The organism is Geminocystis sp. GBBB08 (assembly GCF_016743215.1).
Taxonomy (GTDB): domain Bacteria; phylum Cyanobacteriota; class Cyanobacteriia; order Cyanobacteriales; family Cyanobacteriaceae; genus Geminocystis.
On record NZ_VRZC01000006.1, the window covers coordinates 29,862 to 50,929 of the forward strand.

Below are 21,068 nucleotides of genomic sequence, written 5' to 3' on the forward strand. Positions count from 1 at the left end.
ACTAATTTTATCGGCTACTTTAGCCACCGTTGTAATTACGTTTTGTGGTAAAAGAATGTAACCTATTACTTGATTGTTTTAATCCATTAATTTATTCATATTTGGCTTTAACTTTATGAACGATATATTCTGCGAGAATATTGACAATTAAGGTTAAAATCATCAAAATTAAACCAGCATACATTAATGCTGAAATTTGTAACCCAGTAGCTTCCGAGAATTGGTTAGCCATCAAGGAAGCAATGGTATTAGCAGGATCTAGTATAGAAATACTTAAACGGTTAGCATTTCCGATAATCATTGTTGCTGCCACCGTTTCACCCATAGCACGACCTAACCCTAACATAACACTGCCCATAATGCCAGAAATCGCACTAGGAATTAAAACTCGAAAAATAGTTTCCCAACGGGTAGCCCCCAATGCTAAAGATGCTTGACGTAAATCAGGGGGTAATGAAGCTAAAGAGTCTCGGGAAATGGCAATAATAATTGGTAAAATCATGATAGATAAAAGTATTCCAGCAGGTAACATTCCCGCTCCGGCCGGTTCACTACTGAACAAAGGAAACCAACCAAAATTACTATGAAGCCAAGTTCCAAAAACATTAGTAATAGGTATTAAGACAAAAATACCCCATAATCCGTAAACTACGCTAGGAATTGCCGCTAATAATTCTACTAAAAACACTAAAACTATGCGAATTTGTTCGGGAATAAAGTCTTCACTTAAAAACACCGCCGCACCTACTACCAAATGCATAGCAATGAGAAGAGCAATTAAGGAAGAGACGATCGTCCCGTAAACTACAGCTATCACTCCATATTCATCGGTAACAGGATTCCAATTACTATTAGTAAAAAAGCCAAAATTAAATTCTCTAATACCAGGAAAAGCGGCAACGATAACAATAAGTGCTATGTTAATTAAAATTAGACCAATGCTAAGAGCAAAGGCAAAGGTAAACCATTTAAAACCATTATCTAAAATTTTTTCTAAAGGAGATCTTTCTCCCATCTTTAGATTATCTGTATTAGAAAAATAGGACTGTGCCATTTTACTTAGTTATACTTTATTGAGTATCAAAAGAATTTTAAAAGCTATTATTGTTGTTTGTTTATTAGATGTAGTTTATCCTTTAATCCTCAGGAGGAAAAATCTATTTAATCTTTTATATTTTGGAACTAGCCTAGACTATGATAGTTAAATTTTAGTTAACCTTGATGGTGAAATCTGGACTAATTTGATCAGCTACTTTTGCTACTTTTTCGACAACATTGGCTGGTAAAGGTACATAACCCAATGCTGGAGCGACTTTTTGACCTTCTGTTAAAGCATATTGAATCATCGCTTCCATGGCGATCGCTTTATGGGGATCATCGTATTTAGGAAAAGCTAAAATCCAGCTATAGGTAACAATCGGATAAGATTTTTCTCCTTCAGGATCGGTAATAAAAGCGCGTAAATTTTCCGGTAACTCTACGTTAGCTAAAGTTTCTGAAGCCGCCTCATCGGTAGGAGGAATAAATTGACCGGCTTTATTTTGAATGGCAGCCATAGTTAATTTATTATTTTTAGCATAACCATATTCGACATAGCCAATAGCTCCCTGATTTTGCATAATGGTAGCCGTGACCCCCTCATTACCTTTGCCACCAAGGAATTTTCCTCCATCTGGTCCCCATTGAACAGTTTTACCCTCTCCTACTTTCTTTTTCCAATCTTCACTAATAGAGGCTAAATGTTTGGTAAATACCCCAGTTGTGCCACTACCATCGGAACGATGTACAAAAGTGATGGGTTTATCGGGTAAAGTTAAATCAGGTTTATCAGCCACAATTTTAGGATCATTCCACTTAGTTATTTTTCCTAAAGCAATCTCGACATAGGTTTCTCTACTTAACTTTAAACCTTCCACCCCGGGTAAATTATAAGCAAAAACGATGGAACCGGCGGTAACAGGTAACATTAAAAAACCCTTACTAACTTTTGCTATTTCATCATCTTTCATGGCAGTGTCACTAGCACCAAAATCGATGGTACCGGCAGTAAATTGTTCAACTCCTGCACCACTACCCACAGACTGATAATTTACCTGTAATTTAGGTACTTTTTGGTTTAGTGCTACAAACCAATTTTGATATAAAGGGGCCGGAAAACTAGCACCAGCACCCGTTAAACTAACGGTATTTTCAAAAGGAACATTCAAACTACTGGTTTCTCCTCCTTCAGGAGTTTTTTCGGGAGTGGTAGTTGTCCCACCACCGCCTCCACAAGCCGTTAAACTTAAGGCAAAAGTTAGTATTGATAAAGATCTAATTAATCTATTGTTTCTTTTAAACACGATATTTTCTTAATTTTTTCCTTTTATACTGTTCAAGTTTTTATATTAATATAGTATTGACTTTTTTTAGGTAAAGAGAAGGTTAAGACCTTAAAATTTTGTAAAATATTTAGGTTCTTTTTGGCAAATATTGTAAGATAAGAAATAAGAAATATGGATATTTTTAAAACTCAAAATGAAAAAAGGTTAAGAATAAATTAAGGAATTTTCTCTTTAGTTAATCTATAATTTCTTTGCAAAAATATCAATAAAAAAATGACATAGCAGTCTTTCATGGTGGTAAAAATGATCAAATATTATTCTTTACAATTATAAAGATTAGAGCTAATTTAATATGACAACTAATTAAGAATTACTATAATGTACATAAAGGTTTTATTAAAAAATATTAACTGGCGATTTATGATAAATAATCTCTCACTATCTCCTTACAAAATTTTGTTTTCTGCTTTTATTTTATCAGCTATATTATCGGGCTGTAATGGAACAAAATCTGAATTATCAGGAAATATAAAAGTAGATGGTTCTAGTACTGTTTATCCTATTACTAACTTAATTGTTGAAAAATTTAATGCTTCTAATAAAAACAATATTGAAGTAGAATCAGAATTTTCAGGCTCTGTAGGCGGATTTAAAAAATTTTGTGAAGGCAAAACCGATATTAATAATTCATCTGTACCTATTCCTCAACGTTTTATGGATGAATGCAAACAAAACGGTATTGCTTATATCGAATTACCCGTTGCTTTTGATGCCTTAACTGTTGTTATTCACCCTACCAATGATTGGGCAAAAACCATCACAGTAGAAGAATTGAAAACCATGTGGCAACCATCGGCAGAACATAAAATCACCCGTTGGAATCAAGTTAATAGTCAATGGGCGGATAAACCCCTTAATCTATTTGGTCCGGGTGAAGATTCTGGTACATTTGAATACTTTACGAAGGCGATTATCGGCGAAAAAGGTAGTAGAAAAGATTATGTTTATAGTGAAGATGATGAAGCATTAGTTAATGGTGTAGCACAAGATCCTAACTCTCTTGGCTATTTTGGTTATGCTTATTATATGGAACACAAAGACAAATTACAAGTCGTAGCGATCGATAACGGCAAGGGGGGAGTAATACCTTCTGATGCCACAATTATTGATAATTCCTATCGCCCATTAACTCGCCCTTTATTTATTTATGTAAATGCTAAAAAAGCCCAAGAAAATGATGATTTAGTCAATTTTGTTGCTTTCTATCTTGAGAATGCGTCTAAAGTAGTTCATGAAGTGGGATATTTACCTTTACCAGATTCGGCTTATAAAGTAGCCATGATTCATTTTAATCAAAACCAAGTTGGCACAGTATTTAATGGTGTACCTGTTTTTGATGTTACCATTAACGAATTATTAAATAGAAGTTATGCTGCGGAAAATAAAGAAGGCTATGTATTCTAATTGATACAAATAGTAGAAAAAAAGGAGAGGTTTAACAATACCAAATGACGACATCAGAAAATTGATGAAAGCAAGAGGGGGAGGAGGCGGAAGAAAAGGGAAGAGGAGGAATTTTCTCGTTATCAAGATTTGGGTTCATCTGGAAGTACATAACATATATGATCAGTTTTAGCAGTGGTAAGACGAGTACAAATTGAAGGAATTAGCAAAACAGATACCGGCTTTAGAAGGATTGTGATAAAAATTTAATTTTATTCCTTCTTGCCAAGCTTGATCGTTCGCCATTTCGTGATCGACCTTTCCATTAAACTAGACAGGATTGCAGAGTTTGAAGGGGAAGAATATAATTTTATCATTGATAGGGAGTATCGTTGGTCAAGTTGGGCAGTACCCAGAAACGAGAAGGGAGAATATGATAAGGATAAGGCAAAAACAAGAGTTAAAACAGTAGTGTTATTTTTTGAGAAGAAACCCTTACAACTATTTGGGGAAACTGCCACTAAGAAAATATGGTATTATCAGTTAAGTCCAAAGAGTAATTTAGGTAAAACAAACCCCCTCAATGACGAGGATTTAAGGGAGTTTGTTGAGTATCAAAGTAGTTTGAAAGAGGGCGATCGATCGTGGTTAATAAACATAGAAGAAGTGGAGAAAGAGTCCTCAGTATGATTTAGCCCAAGTATGGGGAGTTGTTTTGTTCTTACCCCAAAATTGGGGGATCAAGGGGGCAAAAGATTTATAATCGAATGAGGAATTAAACAACTTAAATGAATTGAAAAAATGGCTAGAATTTTTACCTATTGATGAAACTGTTTTAGACTTAGCGGCAATAAACTGGGCAAAAACTAGAAACACAGGAATACCAACCGCAGATAATAAAAGTTTAGATGCAGATATTATTATTTGTTCAACTTACCAGCTTTTACAAGAAAGATGGAGGGGTAGATATGTTGTCATTGCAACCAAAAATGTTAAACATTTGAGAAACTTTTGTCATGCTCAATTATGGCAAGATATTCGCTTTTAAGGATTGCCCATTATTTGCCTATCATAACAATCCCTCTACCGTTATTAAAAAAAATCCGTCTAGCGTCTCAATTTAAAGCGTCAATTCCTTATCATAAAAACACTGTCAGTCTAATTAAGAATTTTTCTTAATACTGTTCAATTATTGTGAGGAGTTATAGCTAGATGAAATTAGATCAGTTTTCTCAACATTTTTTACTATCGGGCTTAATGATGGCTTTTATGGCTACTCCTGCTCAAAGTGAGGAATTGGAAAATAAAGTACTTAGGTTAAGTGATATTGAAGCTATTTCTCAAAAAGCAGAGTTACTTTTAAGTCAAAATCTAACACAAATTAGGGGCATTAGGGTAGAATCATCGGAAAAAGGATTACAAATTATCCTTGAAACAGATACCCCCACCAGTTTACAGCCATTAATCTACACTCAAGAAAATACCCTAGTTATTGACGTTTTAGATGCAGTTTTAACGGAGGAGTTTAGGGTAGAAAACCCCAGTAACAACATCACTGAAATTAGAGCAACGTCCCTTGATTCGGACGCTATCAGGATTACGGTAACGAGTAAAACGGGAATCCCCACTGCTCAGGTTATCCCCTCTGAAATTAATTTAGTCTTGGGTTTGACGGCTGGAGATACAGCAACATCCCAGACACAAATTGAGATTATCGCAACTCAAGAAGCACAACAATCACGAGGATATTTTGTTCCTAATGCTTCAACGGGAACACGAACTGATACACCTATTATTGAAACTCCTTTTTCTGTGCAAGTTGTACCTCAACAGGTAATTAGATCGCAACAAGCAACCAATATTCAGGAGGTTTTACAGAATGTTAGTAGTGTGGTTTCTCAAAGTACTTCTCAAGGACGCTCGGCTAACTTCAATATTCGAGGATTTGGTAATCCTTTAGGGACTTCTGTTCCAGTTTTAAGGGATGGATACAGAGTTTACGGGAGTTTTGATCCCATTCCAGAGGTTGCAAACCTTGAACAAGTTGAAGTGCTTAAAGGACCATCTTCGATTTTGTACGGACAAATTCAACCCGGTGGAATGATTAATCTGGTGTCGAAAAAACCTTTAAATGAACCTTTTGCAGAAATAGAACTTCAACTAGGTAATTATGGATTAGTACGTCCTCGTTTTGATCTTTCTGGTCCTTTAAGTCGTGATGGTCAATTTTTGTATCGCTTGAATGGGTTGTATAAACATGAATGGAGTTTCTGAGACTTTGACATAGCAATGGAGAGGTATTCTATCGCTCCCGTTATCGCTTTGAAAATTGATGATCGCACTGATATGGAGTTTTCCGTTGAGTATATCAACGATAGAGGACCTGCAGATTTTGGAATTAGTCAATTTGGCAAAGGAGTTGCACCAATTCCTCGATCACGAGTGATTAACGATCCCAATGACACAATCAACAAGGATTATGTTAGTGCCGGGTATAGCTTTGAACATCGCTTTAATGATAACTGGAAAGTACGAAACGGTTTTCGTTATCTCAGCTATAACTATAACTACAGCGTTGTTGCCCTTCCTCTTGCTGTTGATGGTCCTACCGTCACCCGTTTTTATGCGGATCAAGATGGTGAACAGCAATCATATTCCCTAAACACCAGTGTCGTGGGCAAGTTTGCAACGGGATCAGTTAAACATGAATTATTGACAGGGATTGACCTGAATCACAATGAGGACAGAATTATCTCACTCTTTGGTGGTCCTTCTTCCATCAACATCTTTAATCCAGATTACAATCTCGCTTCTAAACCTAGTCGTGCTGATTTGTTACCTTTTAATAACACCCTGAATACTTCTAGTCGCTTAGGTATTTATCTTCAAGATCAAATTTCCTTCTTCGACAACTTAATTTTGGTTGCTGGATTACGTTATGACACCGTGAGTCAAGACACAACGAATGTGCAAACTGGTTTTGTTGATGGAGGAAGATTGGAACAAAGCAATGATGCTGTGACTCCAAGAATAGGTTTGTTGTATCGCCTAATTCCAGAACTCAGTCTCTTTGCTAATTATTCTCAATCCTTCGATCCTAGCTCGGCCACAACAGCCAGTGGTAATCCCCTAAAACCTGAACGGGGAGAAGGATTCGAGGTGGGAATCAAAACAGAATTATTTGACCAAAAATTACTAGGAACATTGACATATTTTAATATTACCAAGCAGAATGTGGCGGTTACTGATCCTGTCAATCTGCTCTTTTCTTCTGCCATAGGAGAACAACAAAGCCAAGGGATTGAATTTGATATTGTCGGTGAGATTTTACCCGGTTGGAATATTATCGGTTCTTACTCTTACATAGATGCCAAAGTAACACAGGATACTGATCCCGATTTTGTTAATAATCGTTTGTTTGGAGTTCCCTATAATATGGCGAGTTTGTGGATGACTTATGAAATTCAATCAGGAACTTTAGAAGGATTAGGATTTGGCGCCGGTTTTAATTATGTTGGTGATCGTTATGGAGATTTAGCAAACAGCTATACAGTAGGCGACTATATCATTGGTAACGCAGCTATTTTTTATCGCCGTGACAACTACCGTTTTGCTCTCAACTTTAAAAATATTTCTAATGTTGATTACATTCAATCGGTAACGGGAAATCAGACAGGGATTGAGCCAGGACAACCCTTTAGCCTTATTGGCTCATTTTCAGTACAATTTTAATGGAGGATTGAATGAAAAATTTTTTCTGTTTTTCACGCTATTTATTTAGTTTGTTAACAATACTATTTATTAGTGGTTGCAATCCCCAAAATTTAGAAAATAATAATTCTTTACCATCTCAATCCCCAGAAAAAAATTGCCGTGTGATTAAACATGAGTTAGGAGAAACTTGTATTCCTAAAAATATTAAAAAAGTTATAATCCTTCACCCATATGATTTAGCCAATAGTATTGCTTTAGGAGTTATACCGATCGCCCATACTGAGTTCACTGGTTTTCCCACACCTAAATATCTTGAGGATAAGCTACCAGAAATAGAGTCTGTAGGTGCGTTTGATTCACCAAATCTGGAAAAAATTTTACAGATCAAACCAGATTTGATTATTTCTTATACTCAGTTAAAACAAATATATAGTAAACTTTCTCACATTGCTCCCACTGTAATGATTAAGACTGATTATCCGTCAGCACCTTCTTTTTGGAAAGAGCGTTTAAATAATTTAGCTGTAATACTTGATAAAGAAGATATAAGTAGTCAATTAATGGATGAGTATTGGAAACGAGTAAATGAAATTAAAGAAAAACTTGGTGATTCTGTAAATTCGATGGAAATTTCTGTAGCAAATACTTCATCGGAGTATGGTATTTGGGCTTATGGAGAAAATCATTATTCTGGCTCTGTTTTAAAAGATATTGGATTTGAGCACCCTGAGTCACAGAAAGGAGATTATTTTTATATTGATAATATTTCCTTAGAAAGAATTTCGGATATTGATGGTGATGTTCTTTTTTTTGTCAGTTGGGAAAGACAAGATGATCAAACTACTTTAGATAAATTAAGACGTAATATACTATGGAATCAACTCAATGTGGTTCAACTCGATAAAGTTTATTTAGTGGGGTTTCACTGGCATAATTCAGATATTTTTGCTATAAATGCTATTCTTGATGACATTGAAAAATATCTAGTAAATATCCCTTAAATTTATGGCTAAACATACTCTATTTGTCTGTAAATTCAAGATACATAAAACTTAGAAAAGTACAGTTAGTGTTGAGATAATAAAGAAATTGTCCAAAATATTTCAGGATTATTTTTCCCTAATGGTAAATGAAATTTCGAGGTTTGATCCCCATTAATTAATTTTAAAATGGGATTATAATTTGTTTTTTCTCCTACTCAATTAATATAATTAATTCACAAAAATTTTGTAATTTTCACTCCCTAAACTAACTTAAGATTTTTATGTTTGCTGATAATGTTCCAAAATTGATGACAGTTATTGATATTTATTTGCGTTAGTTATCAAACTTTGCTATATTTAGAATCTTAGAATAATTAATAAAAATTTGCTATTACTTGAAAAATCGATGTTAGAATCAATGTCGGCATATGAATTTTTAGTCGCTGGGGGTATTGTCTCAATTCCTCTTGTAGCTTTCTCAATAATGACGGTAGCTTTAGTTATTGAGCGTTTTTGGTTTTGGAATCGTATTAAATCAAGGGAAAAACCTTTAATCAAAGAAGTTTTGAAAATTTATCGTTCTGACTATGTAACTGCGATCGCCAAGTTAAGAAAAAATGCTGATTTACCTACAGCTCGTATTTTTTTAGAAGCCTTAGAATTAGAACAAGCAAATGCAACAGAGTTTCGTTTAGCGTTAGAAACAGCGACTCAAGCAGAGTTACCTTTATTAAAAAGATTTAACACTTTTTTTCAAACCGTGATCACTATTGCTCCTTTATTTGGGTTATTAGGCACAATATTAGGTTTAATGCAATCCTTTGCATCCCTTGATTTAGGTAACACAGGAGGCACAAGCACCACTGGAGTAACTGGAGGTATTAGTGAGGCTTTAATTTCTACAGTTATGGGAATAGTGGTAGCGATCACTACTTTAATGTTTGCTAATGTTTTTCGTTCTCTTTATCTCCGTCAAATCGCTTTAATTCAAGAATGGGGAGGGCAATTAGAACTTTTATATCGTCGTATCTACGAAAAAGGAGAAAAAGTATATGCAAATAGATGAACGGGAAGAGGTACAAGGGGAAATTAATCTTGTGCCAATGATTGACGCTATTTTCTCGATTTTGGCATTCTTTATTATATCCAGTGTTTCTTTAATTCGATCAGAAGGATTACCCGTTAATTTACCTTCGGCAAAAACCACTGAATCGCAAAAAGTTGCCCAAATCAATGTCACCATTCAAGCCGATGGCAAGGTTTTCTTAAATAAACAACCCGTTCAAGTCAATAGTTTACCGAGTGCAGTGACAAAATTAATCCCTAACAATCAGCAGGGAATGGTAATTATTAACGCCGACGAAAAAGTATCTCATGGCGTTGTTGTCGCCGTCATGGATCAATTGAGACAGGTAAAGGGTGCAGGATTGGCGATTGCAGCAAAGAAAAAATAAAGCCGGTATAGAACCTATTTGATATTTACATCTGTAACCGAAATAACAAAAGGTTTTGACGAGATTAAAGCATTTATTCTCAAATCATTACTATGTAATTCTTCTAAAAAAGATACCAAATGGGTTCTATAAAGAATTTATAACCCTTGATAAATAACAGCTAAAGCCTTACTAAGAACATTATAAAACACAAGTATAAGATCTAAATTGATGAAGCAAATCTAGCAAGGCTCTCATCGGGAGTAATCTAAATCTAAAACAGAAATATAGTCTAGGTTTTAGAAACCAACAAAGAGCGATCTCGCTAAGAACTGCTTCCCAACACGCATCTAATCCTAAATATAGCAAACATTGTGTTACTCTGATACGGAGATTTAGTATTAGGCTTAAGCTATAGCAATAAACCGGTTAGTTAAGACATTCTCAAAATCTATAGTTATCATTCCGAGATAACGAGAGGAATCTCAAAACGTCCTAATCAACTCGTTATCTGCTATAGATCAAAACGATCGGCATTCATCATCTTTACCCAAGCGTTTACAAAATCCTGCACGAATTTTTCCTTGTTGTCATCTTGTGCATAAACTTCGGCATAGGCACGAAGAATTGAGTTTGAACCGAATACAAGATCAACCCGTGTAGCTGTCCATTTGACTTGACCAGTTTTGCGATCGCATATTTCATACAGGTTATTACCTGCTGGTTTCCACAAATAGTTCATATCTGTAAGATTCACAAAAAAGTCGTTAGTCAATACACCTTGACGATCAGTAAATACACCGTGTTTAGTAGCCCCATAATTAGTACCCAAAACACGCATACCCCCTACTAAAACAGTCATTTCAGGAGCAGTTAACCCCATCAAGTGAGTTCGATCCAGCATCAATTCTTCAGGAGTAACAGCGTAATCTTTCTTCAGCCAATTACGGTAGCCATCGTGGAGGGGTTCAAGAGGTGCAAAGGATTCAGCATCTGTGATCTCGTCCGTTGCATCACCACGCCCTGGAGAAAAGGGAACGGTAATATCAAATCCTCCTGCTTTAGCGGCTTTCTCAATACCCACATTACCAGCCAATACAATGACATCAGCGACACTTGCACCGCTATCTTCAGCAATACCTTCGAGTATAGCCAAGACTTTAGCTAAACGTACAGGCTCATTACCTTCCCAATCCTTTTGGGGAGTTAGGCGAATACGCGCCCCGTTAGCTCCTCCACGCTTGTCCGAACCCCGAAAAGTTCTGGCGCTATCCCAAGCGGTGCATACCATTTCGCTAATGCTTAAACCACTGTTAGCAATTTTTTCCTTGACGGATTGAGCATCATAATTGCTGTTGCCTACGGGAATGGGATCTTGCCAAATTAAGTCTTCTCGGGGGGCTTCTGTACCAATGTAGCGAGTTTTGGGACCCATATCTCGGTGGGTTAGTTTAAACCACGCCCGTGCAAAAACATCAGCAAAGTATTCAGGATCATGATAAAAGCGCTCGGAAATTTTGCGATATTCAGGATCTATTTTCATCGCCATATCAGCATCAGTCATAACCAAGTTACGGCGGATAGAGGGATCTTCTACATCCACAGGCTTATCCTCTTCTTTAACGTTGATGGGTTCCCACTGCCACGCACCTGCTGGGCTTTTCTTCAATTCCCAGTCATAATTAAGCAGTAAGTGGAAATAACTGTTATCCCACTGGGTAGGGTAAGTCGTCCAAGCCCCTTCAATGCCACTGGTGACGGTGTTACGCCCAATGCCACGCTGAGTTTTGTTAATCCAACCTAAGCCTTGATCTTCCACTTCGGAGGCTTCTGGTTCGGCACCAAGTAACCCTGCATCGCCATTGCCATGACATTTGCCCACCGTGTGACCACCAGCGGTGAGGGCAACGGTTTCCTCATCATTCATCGCCATACGAGCAAAGGTAACACGCACATCATGGGCGGTTTTGAGAGGATCTGGATTGCCGTCCACACCTTCGGGATTGACGTAGATTAGCCCCATCATTACAGCAGCCAAAGGATTTTCCAGTTCCCTTTCCCCAGAATAGCGACTTTGGGGATTATCAGTAGGAGCAAGCCATTGCTTCTCCGAACCCCAGTAAATATCTTTTTCCGGATGCCAGATGTCTTCCCGTCCAAAAGCAAAACCGAAGGTTTTTAATCCCATAGATTCATAGGCGATCGTACCAGCGTAGGCTATCAGATCAGCCCAACTGAGTTTGTTACCATATTTTTTCTTGATCGGCCAAAGTAAACGACGAGCCTTGTCTAAGTTGACGTTATCCGGCCAAGAGTTAAGAGGGGCAAAACGCTGATTACCTGTACCTGCACCACCTCGACCATCCGCAATACGATAAGTTCCTGCTGCGTGCCAACTCATCCGAATCATTAAACCACCATAATGTCCCCAATCTGCTGGCCACCAATCTTGACTATCCTTCATCAGTGTGTGCAAATCTTGTTTGAGGGATGCTATGTCAAGTTTTTTTACCTCTTCCCGATAGTTAAAATGTACTCCCATGGGATTGCTCTTACGATCGTGCTGACTCAAAATATCGAGGTTTAGTGCCTTAGGCCACCATTCCATATTAGACATACTATTTGTAGTAACACTGCCGTGCATTACTGGACATTTTCCACTGCTTGTGTCCATATTTTTTTTGCCTCTAGTAAGTTTGATATACGTTTATTTTAACTGATGAGTCTCAAATCTTTGTAAAGGTTTCGAGGGAATGATTATAGCGATCGCCTTAAATAATCAACAGTAAAATAGGTATCGAGAAAAGTAATAATAACTACATTTAACACTATTAGAATTTATGAAAAACTAGAATCTAAAAAGATAATAAAGTTATTGCAAAATATTCCTAAAAAGTGCAGGATTAAGATACGATCAAAAAAAAATAATTGAAGTAGTTTATGTTGTTAGAATCACCGTTAACCCTAAATGATTGCCAATTTTGTAACCTTGTCTCTCAAAATAGTGGCGAAAATCCATTAGGGAGCGCAGGATGTTATGATCAATGGTTAATGATAGAATTACCCCAACCGTGGGAAGCCAAATTTTGGACTAGCAGAGAAGAATTAAAACCCTTTGTTTCTCTCATGTCTGAATTAATCTCTCAAGGAAAATTAGATAAATTTCGTCCGTTAGCGATTGCACCTGATAAGATATACTCAAGAAAAGACTTAACCCGTATAATTTATTACCATCGCCCGGCGGAATTATTTGCCAACCTAGAAAAGAGAGAATATCTTTTACCCCTTGACAAAATCAACGACTTAGCCATTAGCCTAATTACATCGTCGAATCTTGATGAATTTGAAGAATATCGACAAAATTCGGACAATATCAGAGAAATTTTAGTTTGCACCCATGGTAACGTGGATATAGTCTGTAGTCGTTTTGGCTATCCTATTTATGAAAAATTAAGAAAAGAATATAGTAAAGAAAATATGAGAATATGGCGTTGTAGTCATATTGGAGGACATCGTTTTGCACCGACTTTAATTGACTTTCCTAGTGGTAGATTTTGGGGACATTTAAACTTAGATATATTAGATACATTAATTCACCATTCTGAAGATATTAACAAATTGCGTCCCTATTATCGAGGTTGGAGTGGTTTATCATATTTAGAGCAAATTTTTGAGGCTAACTTATGGCAAGAAATCGGCGAAAAATGGTTAATTTATCCAAAAACTGGTAGAGTTATTGCCCAAGAAAAGGTAGAAAATGAGGAAGAAGACGAGCCAAACTGGGCAGAAATTGAAATAAGTTATTTAGAATTAGAAAGTCAAAAAATCATTACTCGTCAAGGTAGAATAGAAGCAAAAAAAGAGGTAATGACATTAGGAAAATCAGGGGATGATCAGTTATTTACGGTAAAAATATATCAAGTTATTGAAAAAAAATAGTGTCAAGTTATTTCGATAATACTTTCTTTAAAAAATAGCGAATTTGTCGGCTTTTATTTTGATTTACTAAAATTGTTTTCCCAATATACCAATTAGATGTGGTAATTAGGGTAGTCATAAATTCCTTTCTGTAACTTTAGATACATTTACATAGCACTCTTGGTAGAACCACCATTGAAATAATAATTGATGAAATAAATTGGGATTTTCGTCATGAAGACAATGCCCCAGATTATCTAATAATTTTAGTTCAATTTTAGGGTTGATTTGTGAGAATTTAGTAGCTAAAGTGGGGGGAATTAATCGATCGCCTTTACCCCAAAGTAATAAAATAGGAATGTTAACTTGTTGTAATAATTCTGTGGCTGATAAAGAAAAATTACTCACCGACTTAGTTAAAGCAATTAAAGCACGAACTGCACCTTGATCACGGGGGGGAAGACTGATAATATTTACCAATTGGTCATCAACATTAGTATGATCTATATAAGCAAGTTTCAAACTACGGCGAATAATGCTAGGTTGACGCACTAAATAAAAAATGAGACGGATAAGTAAAGGAGAAGCAAATAAATTTTCTAAGGTATTGATAAGGGGTTGAATTTTAGGAGGAATTAATTTTTGTCTTGCGCATATATCAGGGAGACTCAACATAACTAAACCTTTAGCTATCATGGGATATTCTACTACCGTGTTTAAAGCAATTAATGAACCAATGGAGTTACCGATAAGAATACAAGGTTGAGCAATAAAGGTATTCCAGAAATCATAAACTAATTCTGACCACAAGGGTACACCATAGTTAGTATAGACTTTTTGGGAAGCACCAAAACCGAGTAAATCAAGGGCGTAAACGGTGTGATGTTGACTTAAAACAGGGATATTATGTCGCCAATGCCCCAGGGATGCACCAAAACCATGTAAAAGTAGAATGGGAATATCCACCGATTTGTGTTCCTTTGCGACTCGTTGAAAAGTATAATGAATATGCCAACCGTGCCAAATCCAATCCCTTTGATTACCTAAATTTTGTTTCATAAAATTACGAAAATCACTTTGCACCATGAGCGTCATGAGCGAGATTGACAACTCCCCGCCTTTTACGGCTAGGATTCTTCCTTCACAGAGTGATGCCTTGTAAAAGCAGTACCTTTACTCGGTCTTACTCTCTCTCCAGAAGCTATAGCGATGTGTCCCACCGCTTTTAAAATACGCAAACCTTCATCCCTGATATTGATAGCGGCATTAATATCCCTGTCATGTATCGTTCTACATTGAGGACATTGCCACATTCTAATATCTAAACTTAATTTATCTATTTGATGTAAGCAGTTATTACAGGTTTTAGAGCTAGGGAAAAATCTATCTACTTCGAGGTAAATTTTACCTTCCGATTCTGCTTTATATTTAAGCATAGTGCAGAATTGTCCCCAGCCACAATCACTAATAGACTTAGCTAATTTATGATTTTTTACCATGTTTTTCACTGCTAAATTTTCTAGACAAATGACTTGATTTTCGTCAACTATTTTGCGTGATAGTTTATGCAAGAAATCTTCTCTACATCTAGTTATCTTTTCATGTACTTTAGCAACGGCTTTTCTGGCTTTCTGACGATTATTAGAACCTTTTTGCTTCTTAGCTAACTGTTTTTGTCTCCTAGCTAATTTTTTTTCATGTTTTCGGTAATGTTTAGGATTACCATGTTTACTACCATCAGAGGTAATACAAAAATGAGTTAAGCCTAAATCAATCCCTATTGCTTTACAACCCCCCTTTAATTCTTCCCTTACTAAGGGGGATTGGGGGGATGGTAAATCAATACCGTCATCATAAAGACAACTAGCAAAATATTGTCCAGATGGATTTACTGACACGGTAATTGATTTTAATTTACCTACAGGTAAACGAGATACTTTACATTCTACCTTTTTCAATTTAGGTAAAGTTAAATAATCACCATCTAACTTAATTTTTTGGGGAAACCTGATTGATTGCCTGTTACCTTTCTTTTTAAATTTAGGGAATTTTGCCCGTTTTTCAAAGAAATGAAGGAAAGCTCTCGACAAATCTAAAGCTACCTGTTGCAAAGACTGAGAAGGTACTTTAACCATTCATACTCTTTTTTTAATTCAGGTAGTTTATTGATTATTTCATTACGACTTAATCCTTTTCCAGTAGCCTTGTAAGTTTCATTAGTTAAGTTGAGTGCATAGTTGTAAAACCAACGACAACAACCGAAAGACTTAGCTAGTAAGACTTTTTGCTCAGTGGTTGGGTAGATTCTGTAACGATATGCTTTTAACATTTAACTAATACTTTAAACTCGTCTTTATATATTAACATACATTTTTGAGAATGGTAAGAAGATTAAGAAATATAAAGCCGTCCTAGAAGGACGGGGTTTTAAACCCAAAATTTTGATAAATCAAGGTTTAATGGTGGTTGATACCGACCCTACTATAAACTTTAAATGACCACAAGATCAGCATTAGTCAAGGCTAAACCAGTACTTAAAGTGGCAAATTGCACCGCCGCCGTTGCACCGCTACCATCGGAATCAAAGAATAACCCTCCCGTACTAGAATTATAGAAGAAACGATGAGCCGAAGTAGTCGCCGATGAACCAATGGTAAACTGAGTTGGTAATAATGTACCAGTTATTAAACCACCGCCAAAACCACTACCTAAAACTCGAAGGGTGTCATCGGTTATATTAAAGTCCGTAAGACGATCAATTCCTTCAGAAGTAGAATTAAAACGGAATGAATCATTACCACTACCGCCGGTTAAACTATCGTTACCACTGCCACCGGTTAAAGTATCATTACCGTCACCACCACTAAGATTATTATTGCCACTGTTGCCGGTGATAAGGTTATTCAATGTATTGCCTGTACCGTTGATAGCCGTTGTGCCTGTTAAAGTCAGATTTTCTAGGTTATCTGTCAGGGTATAAGTAACGGAGGAGAATACTAAATCTGTACCTTCATTCAATAATTCGACTACCATATCGCCACTGCTATTATCGACATAATAGGTATCATTACCGCTACCACCGGTTAGAGTATCATTACCTACACCACCGTCTAGGGTATCGTTACCACTACCACCGGTTAGGGTATCATTACCACTACCACCGGTGAGATTATTAGCGCCACTGTTGCCGGTGATAAGGTTATTTAAGGTGTTGCCGATACCATTTATTGCCGTTGTGCCTGTTAAGGTGAGGTTTTCTACGTTACCTGTCAGGGTGTAAGTAAGGGAGGATAAAACGGTATCAATGCCTTGATTGGCAATTTCTACCACCATATCGCCGATGTTATCGACAGAGTAGGTATCGTCTCCTAAACCTCCTACCATACTATCAACACCAGTACTACCGTTGAGGGTATCATTACCACTACCTCCTGTTAAAGTATCGTTTCCATCACCACCGTTAAGGCTATTATTACCACTGTTGCCGGTGATACGGTTATCTAAAATATTACCGGTAGCGTTGATATTCTCTATACCTGTTAAGGTGAGGTTTTCTAAGTTAGTAGCTAGAGTATAAGTGACGGAGGAGAATACTAAATCTGTGCCTTCGTTTAAGGCTTCCACAATGCGATCGCTGCTGGTGTTATCGACAGAGTAGGTATCGTCTCCTAAACCTCCTACCATACTGTCTGCACCAATACCACCGTCTAGGGTATCATTACCACTACCGCCGGTTAGGGTATCATTACCACTGCCACCGTTGAGGGTATCGTTACCGTCACCACCACTGAGATTATTATTGCCACTGTTGCCGGTGATAAGGTTATTCAATGTATTGCCAATACCGTTGATAGCCGTTGTGCCTGTTAAAGTCAGGTTTTCTAGGTTATCTGTCAGGGTATAAGTAAGGGAGGAGAAGACTAAATCTGTACCTTGATTAGCTAACTCTATAACTACATCTAAACTGCTATCCACAGTATAGCTATCATTGCCAACACCGCCCGTCATGGTATCATTACCTACACCACCGCCAATACTATCATTGCCATTGCCACCGACAATACTATCATTACCGTTATCACCCATGAGGGTATCGTTTCCATCCCCACCTAAAAGAGTATCGTTACCATCACCTCCATTAAGGCTATTATTCCCAGTGTTACCAGTAATAAAGTTATTTAAAGTATTACCTATACCATTGATATTCGTACTACCGTTTAAAGTAAGATTTTCGACATTAGCTATCAAAGTATAGGAGATGGTAGAAATTACCGTATCTGTGCCTTGACTAGCTAACTCTATGACTACATCGCTAGTGTTATCAACATAGTAAAAATCATCCCCTAAACTACCGATGAGAGTATCATCCCCAACTCCTCCGTTAAGAGTATCATTACCATCGCCACCGTTAAGACTGTTATTACCACTGTTACCTGTAAGACGGTTAGCCAAAGCGTTACCAATACCATTAATATTAGTTGTACCTGTTAAAGTAAGATTTTCGACATTTACGGCTAAGGTATAAGTTACGCTACTGTTAACTAAGTCTGTACCAGCGTTTAATGTTTCTGTGACGACATCCCCAAGGTTATCAACGGTATAAGTATCATTGCCGTTACCACCAATAAGAGTATCTGCACCACTAGCACCATTGAGGGTATCGTTACCATCACCACCGTTGAGGTTATTATCACCACTGTTACCTGTAAGACGGTTGTTTAAGGTATTTCCCGTACCGTTAATATTAGCCGTACCACTTAAGGTGAGGTTTTCTAGGTTATTGCCTAATGTATAGCTGATGGATGATTGTACCGTATCTGTTCCTTCATTGAGATTTTCGGTGATTTGATCGCCCGTATTGTCCACATTGTAAGTATCGTTACCATTACCTCCTACCATACTGTCAGCACCCGTGCCACCCACTAGGCTATCATTTCCGTCTAACCCTTGTAGGGTGTCGTTACCGCCTAATCCTTGTAAGGTATCATTTTCTGTATTCCCTGTTAAACTATCATTACCGCTAGTGCCTATGAGAGAAAGACTTGTTACTCTACCAAAAATGATATAACTTTGTCCTGAATCAGTGCCATTGACATCTGCACCATATGCGCCGATAATGAGATCATCAAAACCATCACCGTTAACATCCCCCGCACTACTTACTGTCCCTGAGAAGTCATGTGCATTAATACCGTTGATGATAAAACCGTTTGTACCGTTTAGAGTTGATAGATTAAGAATAGGGGAAAAACCACCACTTTTACCAAATACTACATAACTTTGTCCTGATTCATTACCATTGACATCTTTAATTGGTGCGCCAATAATGAGATCATCAAAACCATCGCCGTTAACATCCCCAGCACTACTTACCGAATAACCTGACCAGTTACTTGCGCTAATACCATTAATGGTAAAACCATTTGTACCGTTTAGAGTTGATGGATTAAGAATAGGGGAAAAACCACCACTTTTACCAAATACTACATAACTTTGTCCTGAATTATTAATAATGCCATTGGCATCTGCAAACGGTCCACCGATAATGAGATCATCAAAACCATCACTGTTGACATCTCCAGCATTACTTACCGAAATCCCTAATTCCTCACCGTCGTTACCATTAATGATAAAACCATTTGTACCGTTTAGAGTTGATAGATTAAGAATAGAGGAAAAACCACCACTTTTACCAAATACTACATAACTTTGTCCTGAATCAGTGTCATTGGCATCTGTAACTGGTGCACCAATAATGAGATCATCAAAACCATCGCCATTAACATCCCCCGCACTACTTACCGAATACCCTGACCAGTTACCGTCGTTAATACCATTAATAGTAAAACCATTTGTACCGTTTAGAGTTGATAGATTAAGAATAGAGGAAAAACCACCACTTTTACCAAATACTACATAACTTTGTCCTGAATCAGTGCCATTGACATCTGCACCCTTTGCACCGATAATGAGATCATCAAAACCATCACCGTTGACATCCCCCGCACTACTTACCGTCCCTGAGAAGTCACCTCCGTTAAGACCGTTAATGGTAAAACCATTTGTACCGTTTAGGGTTGATAGATTAAGGGTAGAGGAAAAACCACCACTTTTACCAAATACTACATAACTTTGTCCTGAATCAGTGCCATTGACATCTGCACCCTTTGCACCGATAATGAGATCATCAAAACCATCACCGTTGACATCCCCCGCATTACTTACCGTCCCTAATTCGTCACCTATGTTAATACCGTTAATGATAAAACCGTTTGTACCATTGAGACTGGATAATTCAAAAACTGCCGGAAAACCCATAATTTTTTGTTAGTAATTTTAAAAAGTCGTAACATATTAATACAGTTACAAAACTAACATTATTTTTGTCAAATTGGTGAACCTTTTTAGCTTAGATCACGAAAACTTAAAATTTGATTTTTTAAGGCTGATTTCTTCTCTTTTGAATTGTTAACATTTACTGCACAATTGTTACGGCTATACTAGCCAAGTTTGTATTTTAAGTATTTCATAAATATTTCTTGGCTGTAGCAAGAGTGCCTTTTGCCTACCCTCACTTTGTATCTTTTATTCCCTTACTGAGTGTTCCTTTAAGCCCTCTTGGGCAAACTACCAACCTTAAATTACGCCAATATCAGCATTCGTCAAAGCTAAACCAGTATTTAAAGTAGCAATTTGCACCGCCGCCGTTGCACCGCTACCATCCACATCAAAGAATAACCCTCCACTACTAGAATTATAGATGAAACGATGAGCGGAAGTAGTCGCTGATGAACCTATTCTCAACTGAGTAGGTAATAATGTACCAGCTACTAAACCACTGCCAAAACCACTACGGGAGATCAGAATAGTATCATCAATGATGTTAAAATCAGTAATACGATCAACTCTTTCAGTGCTAAAATTAAAACGGAAAAAGTCACTACCAGTACCACCAGTAAGAGTATCATTACCAGCGCCACCAGTAAGAGTATCATTGCCATCCCCTCCAAAAAGTTGATCAACTTCACTCCCACTTTTTAGGTTATCGTTGCCTTCTTGTCCGAATAAAATGACAGAGCCATTGAAATTAACCGTATCAAGAGTATTATTACTAACCCCCCCCGTTAACTGTGCTTTTTCAATACTAGAAAGAGCATCTGTGCCTAATCCCGTCAGTTTTGTGGAAGTTAGTACAAAGTTGACATTACCTGATTCTATCAAAGTATCAGTAGCGCTACTTCTACCTTTTAAAG

At 37.1% G+C, this 21,068-nt stretch carries 15 protein-coding genes and 1 pseudogene; 9 read left to right on the top strand and 7 right to left on the bottom strand.

Annotated elements, in window-relative coordinates; all coding sequences use genetic code 11:
- Nucleotides 1–91: 91 nt before the first annotated feature.
- Together pstC and pstS are read right to left on the bottom strand one after the other, a co-directional pair.
- Nucleotides 92–1,054, bottom strand: a complete 963-nt coding sequence (pstC, locus tag FWJ34_RS01810; RefSeq protein WP_308253621.1) for a phosphate ABC transporter permease subunit PstC — start codon at nucleotides 1,052–1,054, stop codon at nucleotides 92–94.
- 154 nt (nucleotides 1,055–1,208) lie between these two features.
- Complete coding sequence (gene pstS, locus FWJ34_RS01815) at nucleotides 1,209–2,345, bottom strand: phosphate ABC transporter substrate-binding protein PstS (protein WP_308253640.1); 1,137 nt, start codon at nucleotides 2,343–2,345, stop codon at nucleotides 1,209–1,211.
- Nucleotides 2,346–2,744: 399 nt separating this feature from the next.
- On the opposite strand from pstS, the gene FWJ34_RS01820 reads away from it, so the two are divergent.
- From FWJ34_RS01820 to FWJ34_RS01855, 8 genes are all read left to right on the top strand, one after another.
- Nucleotides 2,745–3,788: a PstS family phosphate ABC transporter substrate-binding protein gene (locus FWJ34_RS01820; protein WP_308253622.1), complete on the top strand. Its 1,044-nt coding sequence runs from the start codon at nucleotides 2,745–2,747 to the stop codon at nucleotides 3,786–3,788.
- A 288-nt stretch (nucleotides 3,789–4,076) separates the two neighbouring features.
- The gene (locus tag FWJ34_RS01825; protein ID WP_308253624.1) at nucleotides 4,077–4,457 is read left to right on the top strand and encodes a hypothetical protein; all 381 of its coding nucleotides are present in this window, start codon (nucleotides 4,077–4,079) and stop codon (nucleotides 4,455–4,457) included.
- A 103-nt stretch (nucleotides 4,458–4,560) separates the two neighbouring features.
- Entirely contained in the window at nucleotides 4,561–4,815 is a 255-nt protein-coding gene (locus FWJ34_RS01830; protein WP_308253625.1) for a hypothetical protein, read from the top strand.
- Nucleotides 4,816–4,979: 164 nt separating this feature from the next.
- Nucleotides 4,980–6,041 (top strand): TonB-dependent receptor plug domain-containing protein, encoded by a 1,062-nt coding sequence (locus FWJ34_RS01835; protein WP_308253626.1) that lies wholly within the window; start codon nucleotides 4,980–4,982, stop codon nucleotides 6,039–6,041.
- Between the two features lie 15 nt (nucleotides 6,042–6,056).
- Complete coding sequence (locus FWJ34_RS01840; RefSeq protein WP_308253627.1) at nucleotides 6,057–7,499, top strand: TonB-dependent siderophore receptor; 1,443 nt, start codon at nucleotides 6,057–6,059, stop codon at nucleotides 7,497–7,499.
- Nucleotides 7,500–7,510: 11 nt separating this feature from the next.
- Nucleotides 7,511–8,482, top strand: a complete 972-nt coding sequence (locus FWJ34_RS01845) for an iron-siderophore ABC transporter substrate-binding protein (protein ID WP_308253628.1) — start codon at nucleotides 7,511–7,513, stop codon at nucleotides 8,480–8,482.
- 400 nt (nucleotides 8,483–8,882) lie between these two features.
- Nucleotides 8,883–9,530, top strand: a complete 648-nt coding sequence (locus FWJ34_RS01850) for a MotA/TolQ/ExbB proton channel family protein (RefSeq protein WP_308253629.1) — start codon at nucleotides 8,883–8,885, stop codon at nucleotides 9,528–9,530.
- Nucleotides 9,517–9,918 carry a biopolymer transporter ExbD gene (locus FWJ34_RS01855; RefSeq protein WP_308253630.1) on the top strand — a complete coding sequence of 134 codons (402 nt, stop codon included), beginning with the start codon at nucleotides 9,517–9,519 and terminating at the stop codon, nucleotides 9,916–9,918. The genes FWJ34_RS01850 and FWJ34_RS01855 overlap by 14 nt, the downstream gene beginning before the upstream one ends.
- Nucleotides 9,919–10,411: 493 nt before the next feature.
- On the opposite strand, the gene katG is transcribed toward FWJ34_RS01855, so the two are convergent.
- Nucleotides 10,412–12,571: a catalase/peroxidase HPI gene (katG, locus tag FWJ34_RS01860; RefSeq protein ID WP_308253631.1), complete on the bottom strand. Its 2,160-nt coding sequence runs from the start codon at nucleotides 12,569–12,571 to the stop codon at nucleotides 10,412–10,414.
- Between the two features lie 266 nt (nucleotides 12,572–12,837).
- Between katG and FWJ34_RS01865 the strand changes: the two genes are divergently transcribed.
- A complete protein-coding gene (locus FWJ34_RS01865; protein WP_308253632.1) occupies nucleotides 12,838–13,836 on the top strand; it encodes a sucrase ferredoxin in 999 nt (332 codons plus the stop codon).
- A gap of 114 nt (nucleotides 13,837–13,950) precedes the next feature.
- Here the strand turns inward: FWJ34_RS01865 and FWJ34_RS01870 are convergent, their stop codons facing one another.
- The 4 genes and pseudogenes from FWJ34_RS01870 to FWJ34_RS01885 form a co-directional block, all read right to left on the bottom strand.
- Nucleotides 13,951–14,874, bottom strand: coding sequence for an alpha/beta fold hydrolase (locus tag FWJ34_RS01870; protein WP_308253633.1), 924 nt, complete (start codon nucleotides 14,872–14,874; stop codon nucleotides 13,951–13,953).
- A gap of 68 nt (nucleotides 14,875–14,942) precedes the next feature.
- Nucleotides 14,943–16,144: pseudogene (locus FWJ34_RS01875) on the bottom strand (RNA-guided endonuclease TnpB family protein).
- A gap of 161 nt (nucleotides 16,145–16,305) precedes the next feature.
- Nucleotides 16,306–20,133 (bottom strand): hypothetical protein, encoded by a 3,828-nt coding sequence (locus FWJ34_RS01880; protein WP_308253634.1) that lies wholly within the window; start codon nucleotides 20,131–20,133, stop codon nucleotides 16,306–16,308.
- 318 nt (nucleotides 20,134–20,451) lie between these two features.
- The coding region (locus FWJ34_RS01885) for a calcium-binding protein (protein WP_308253635.1) at nucleotides 20,452–21,068 on the bottom strand (617 nt) is incomplete at its 5' end.

Bases quoted from the DNA above. Each gene is read 5' to 3' on its own strand.
- pstC (WP_308253621.1), bottom strand. From the start codon at position 1,054: ATGGCACAGTCCTATTTTTCTAATACAGATAATCTAAAGATGGGAGAA.
- FWJ34_RS01820 (WP_308253622.1), top strand. From the start codon at position 2,745: ATGATAAATAATCTCTCACTATCTCCTTACAAAATTTTGTTTTCTGCT.
- FWJ34_RS01835 (WP_308253626.1), top strand. From the start codon at position 4,980: ATGAAATTAGATCAGTTTTCTCAACATTTTTTACTATCGGGCTTAATG.
- FWJ34_RS01840 (WP_308253627.1), top strand. From the start codon at position 6,057: ATGGAGAGGTATTCTATCGCTCCCGTTATCGCTTTGAAAATTGATGAT.
- FWJ34_RS01845 (WP_308253628.1), top strand. From the start codon at position 7,511: ATGAAAAATTTTTTCTGTTTTTCACGCTATTTATTTAGTTTGTTAACA.
- FWJ34_RS01850 (WP_308253629.1), top strand. From the start codon at position 8,883: ATGTCGGCATATGAATTTTTAGTCGCTGGGGGTATTGTCTCAATTCCT.
- FWJ34_RS01855 (WP_308253630.1), top strand. From the start codon at position 9,517: ATGCAAATAGATGAACGGGAAGAGGTACAAGGGGAAATTAATCTTGTG.
- katG (WP_308253631.1), bottom strand. From the start codon at position 12,571: ATGGACACAAGCAGTGGAAAATGTCCAGTAATGCACGGCAGTGTTACT.
- FWJ34_RS01865 (WP_308253632.1), top strand. From the start codon at position 12,838: ATGTTGTTAGAATCACCGTTAACCCTAAATGATTGCCAATTTTGTAAC.
- FWJ34_RS01870 (WP_308253633.1), bottom strand. From the start codon at position 14,874: ATGAAACAAAATTTAGGTAATCAAAGGGATTGGATTTGGCACGGTTGG.
- FWJ34_RS01880 (WP_308253634.1), bottom strand. From the start codon at position 20,133: ATGGGTTTTCCGGCAGTTTTTGAATTATCCAGTCTCAATGGTACAAAC.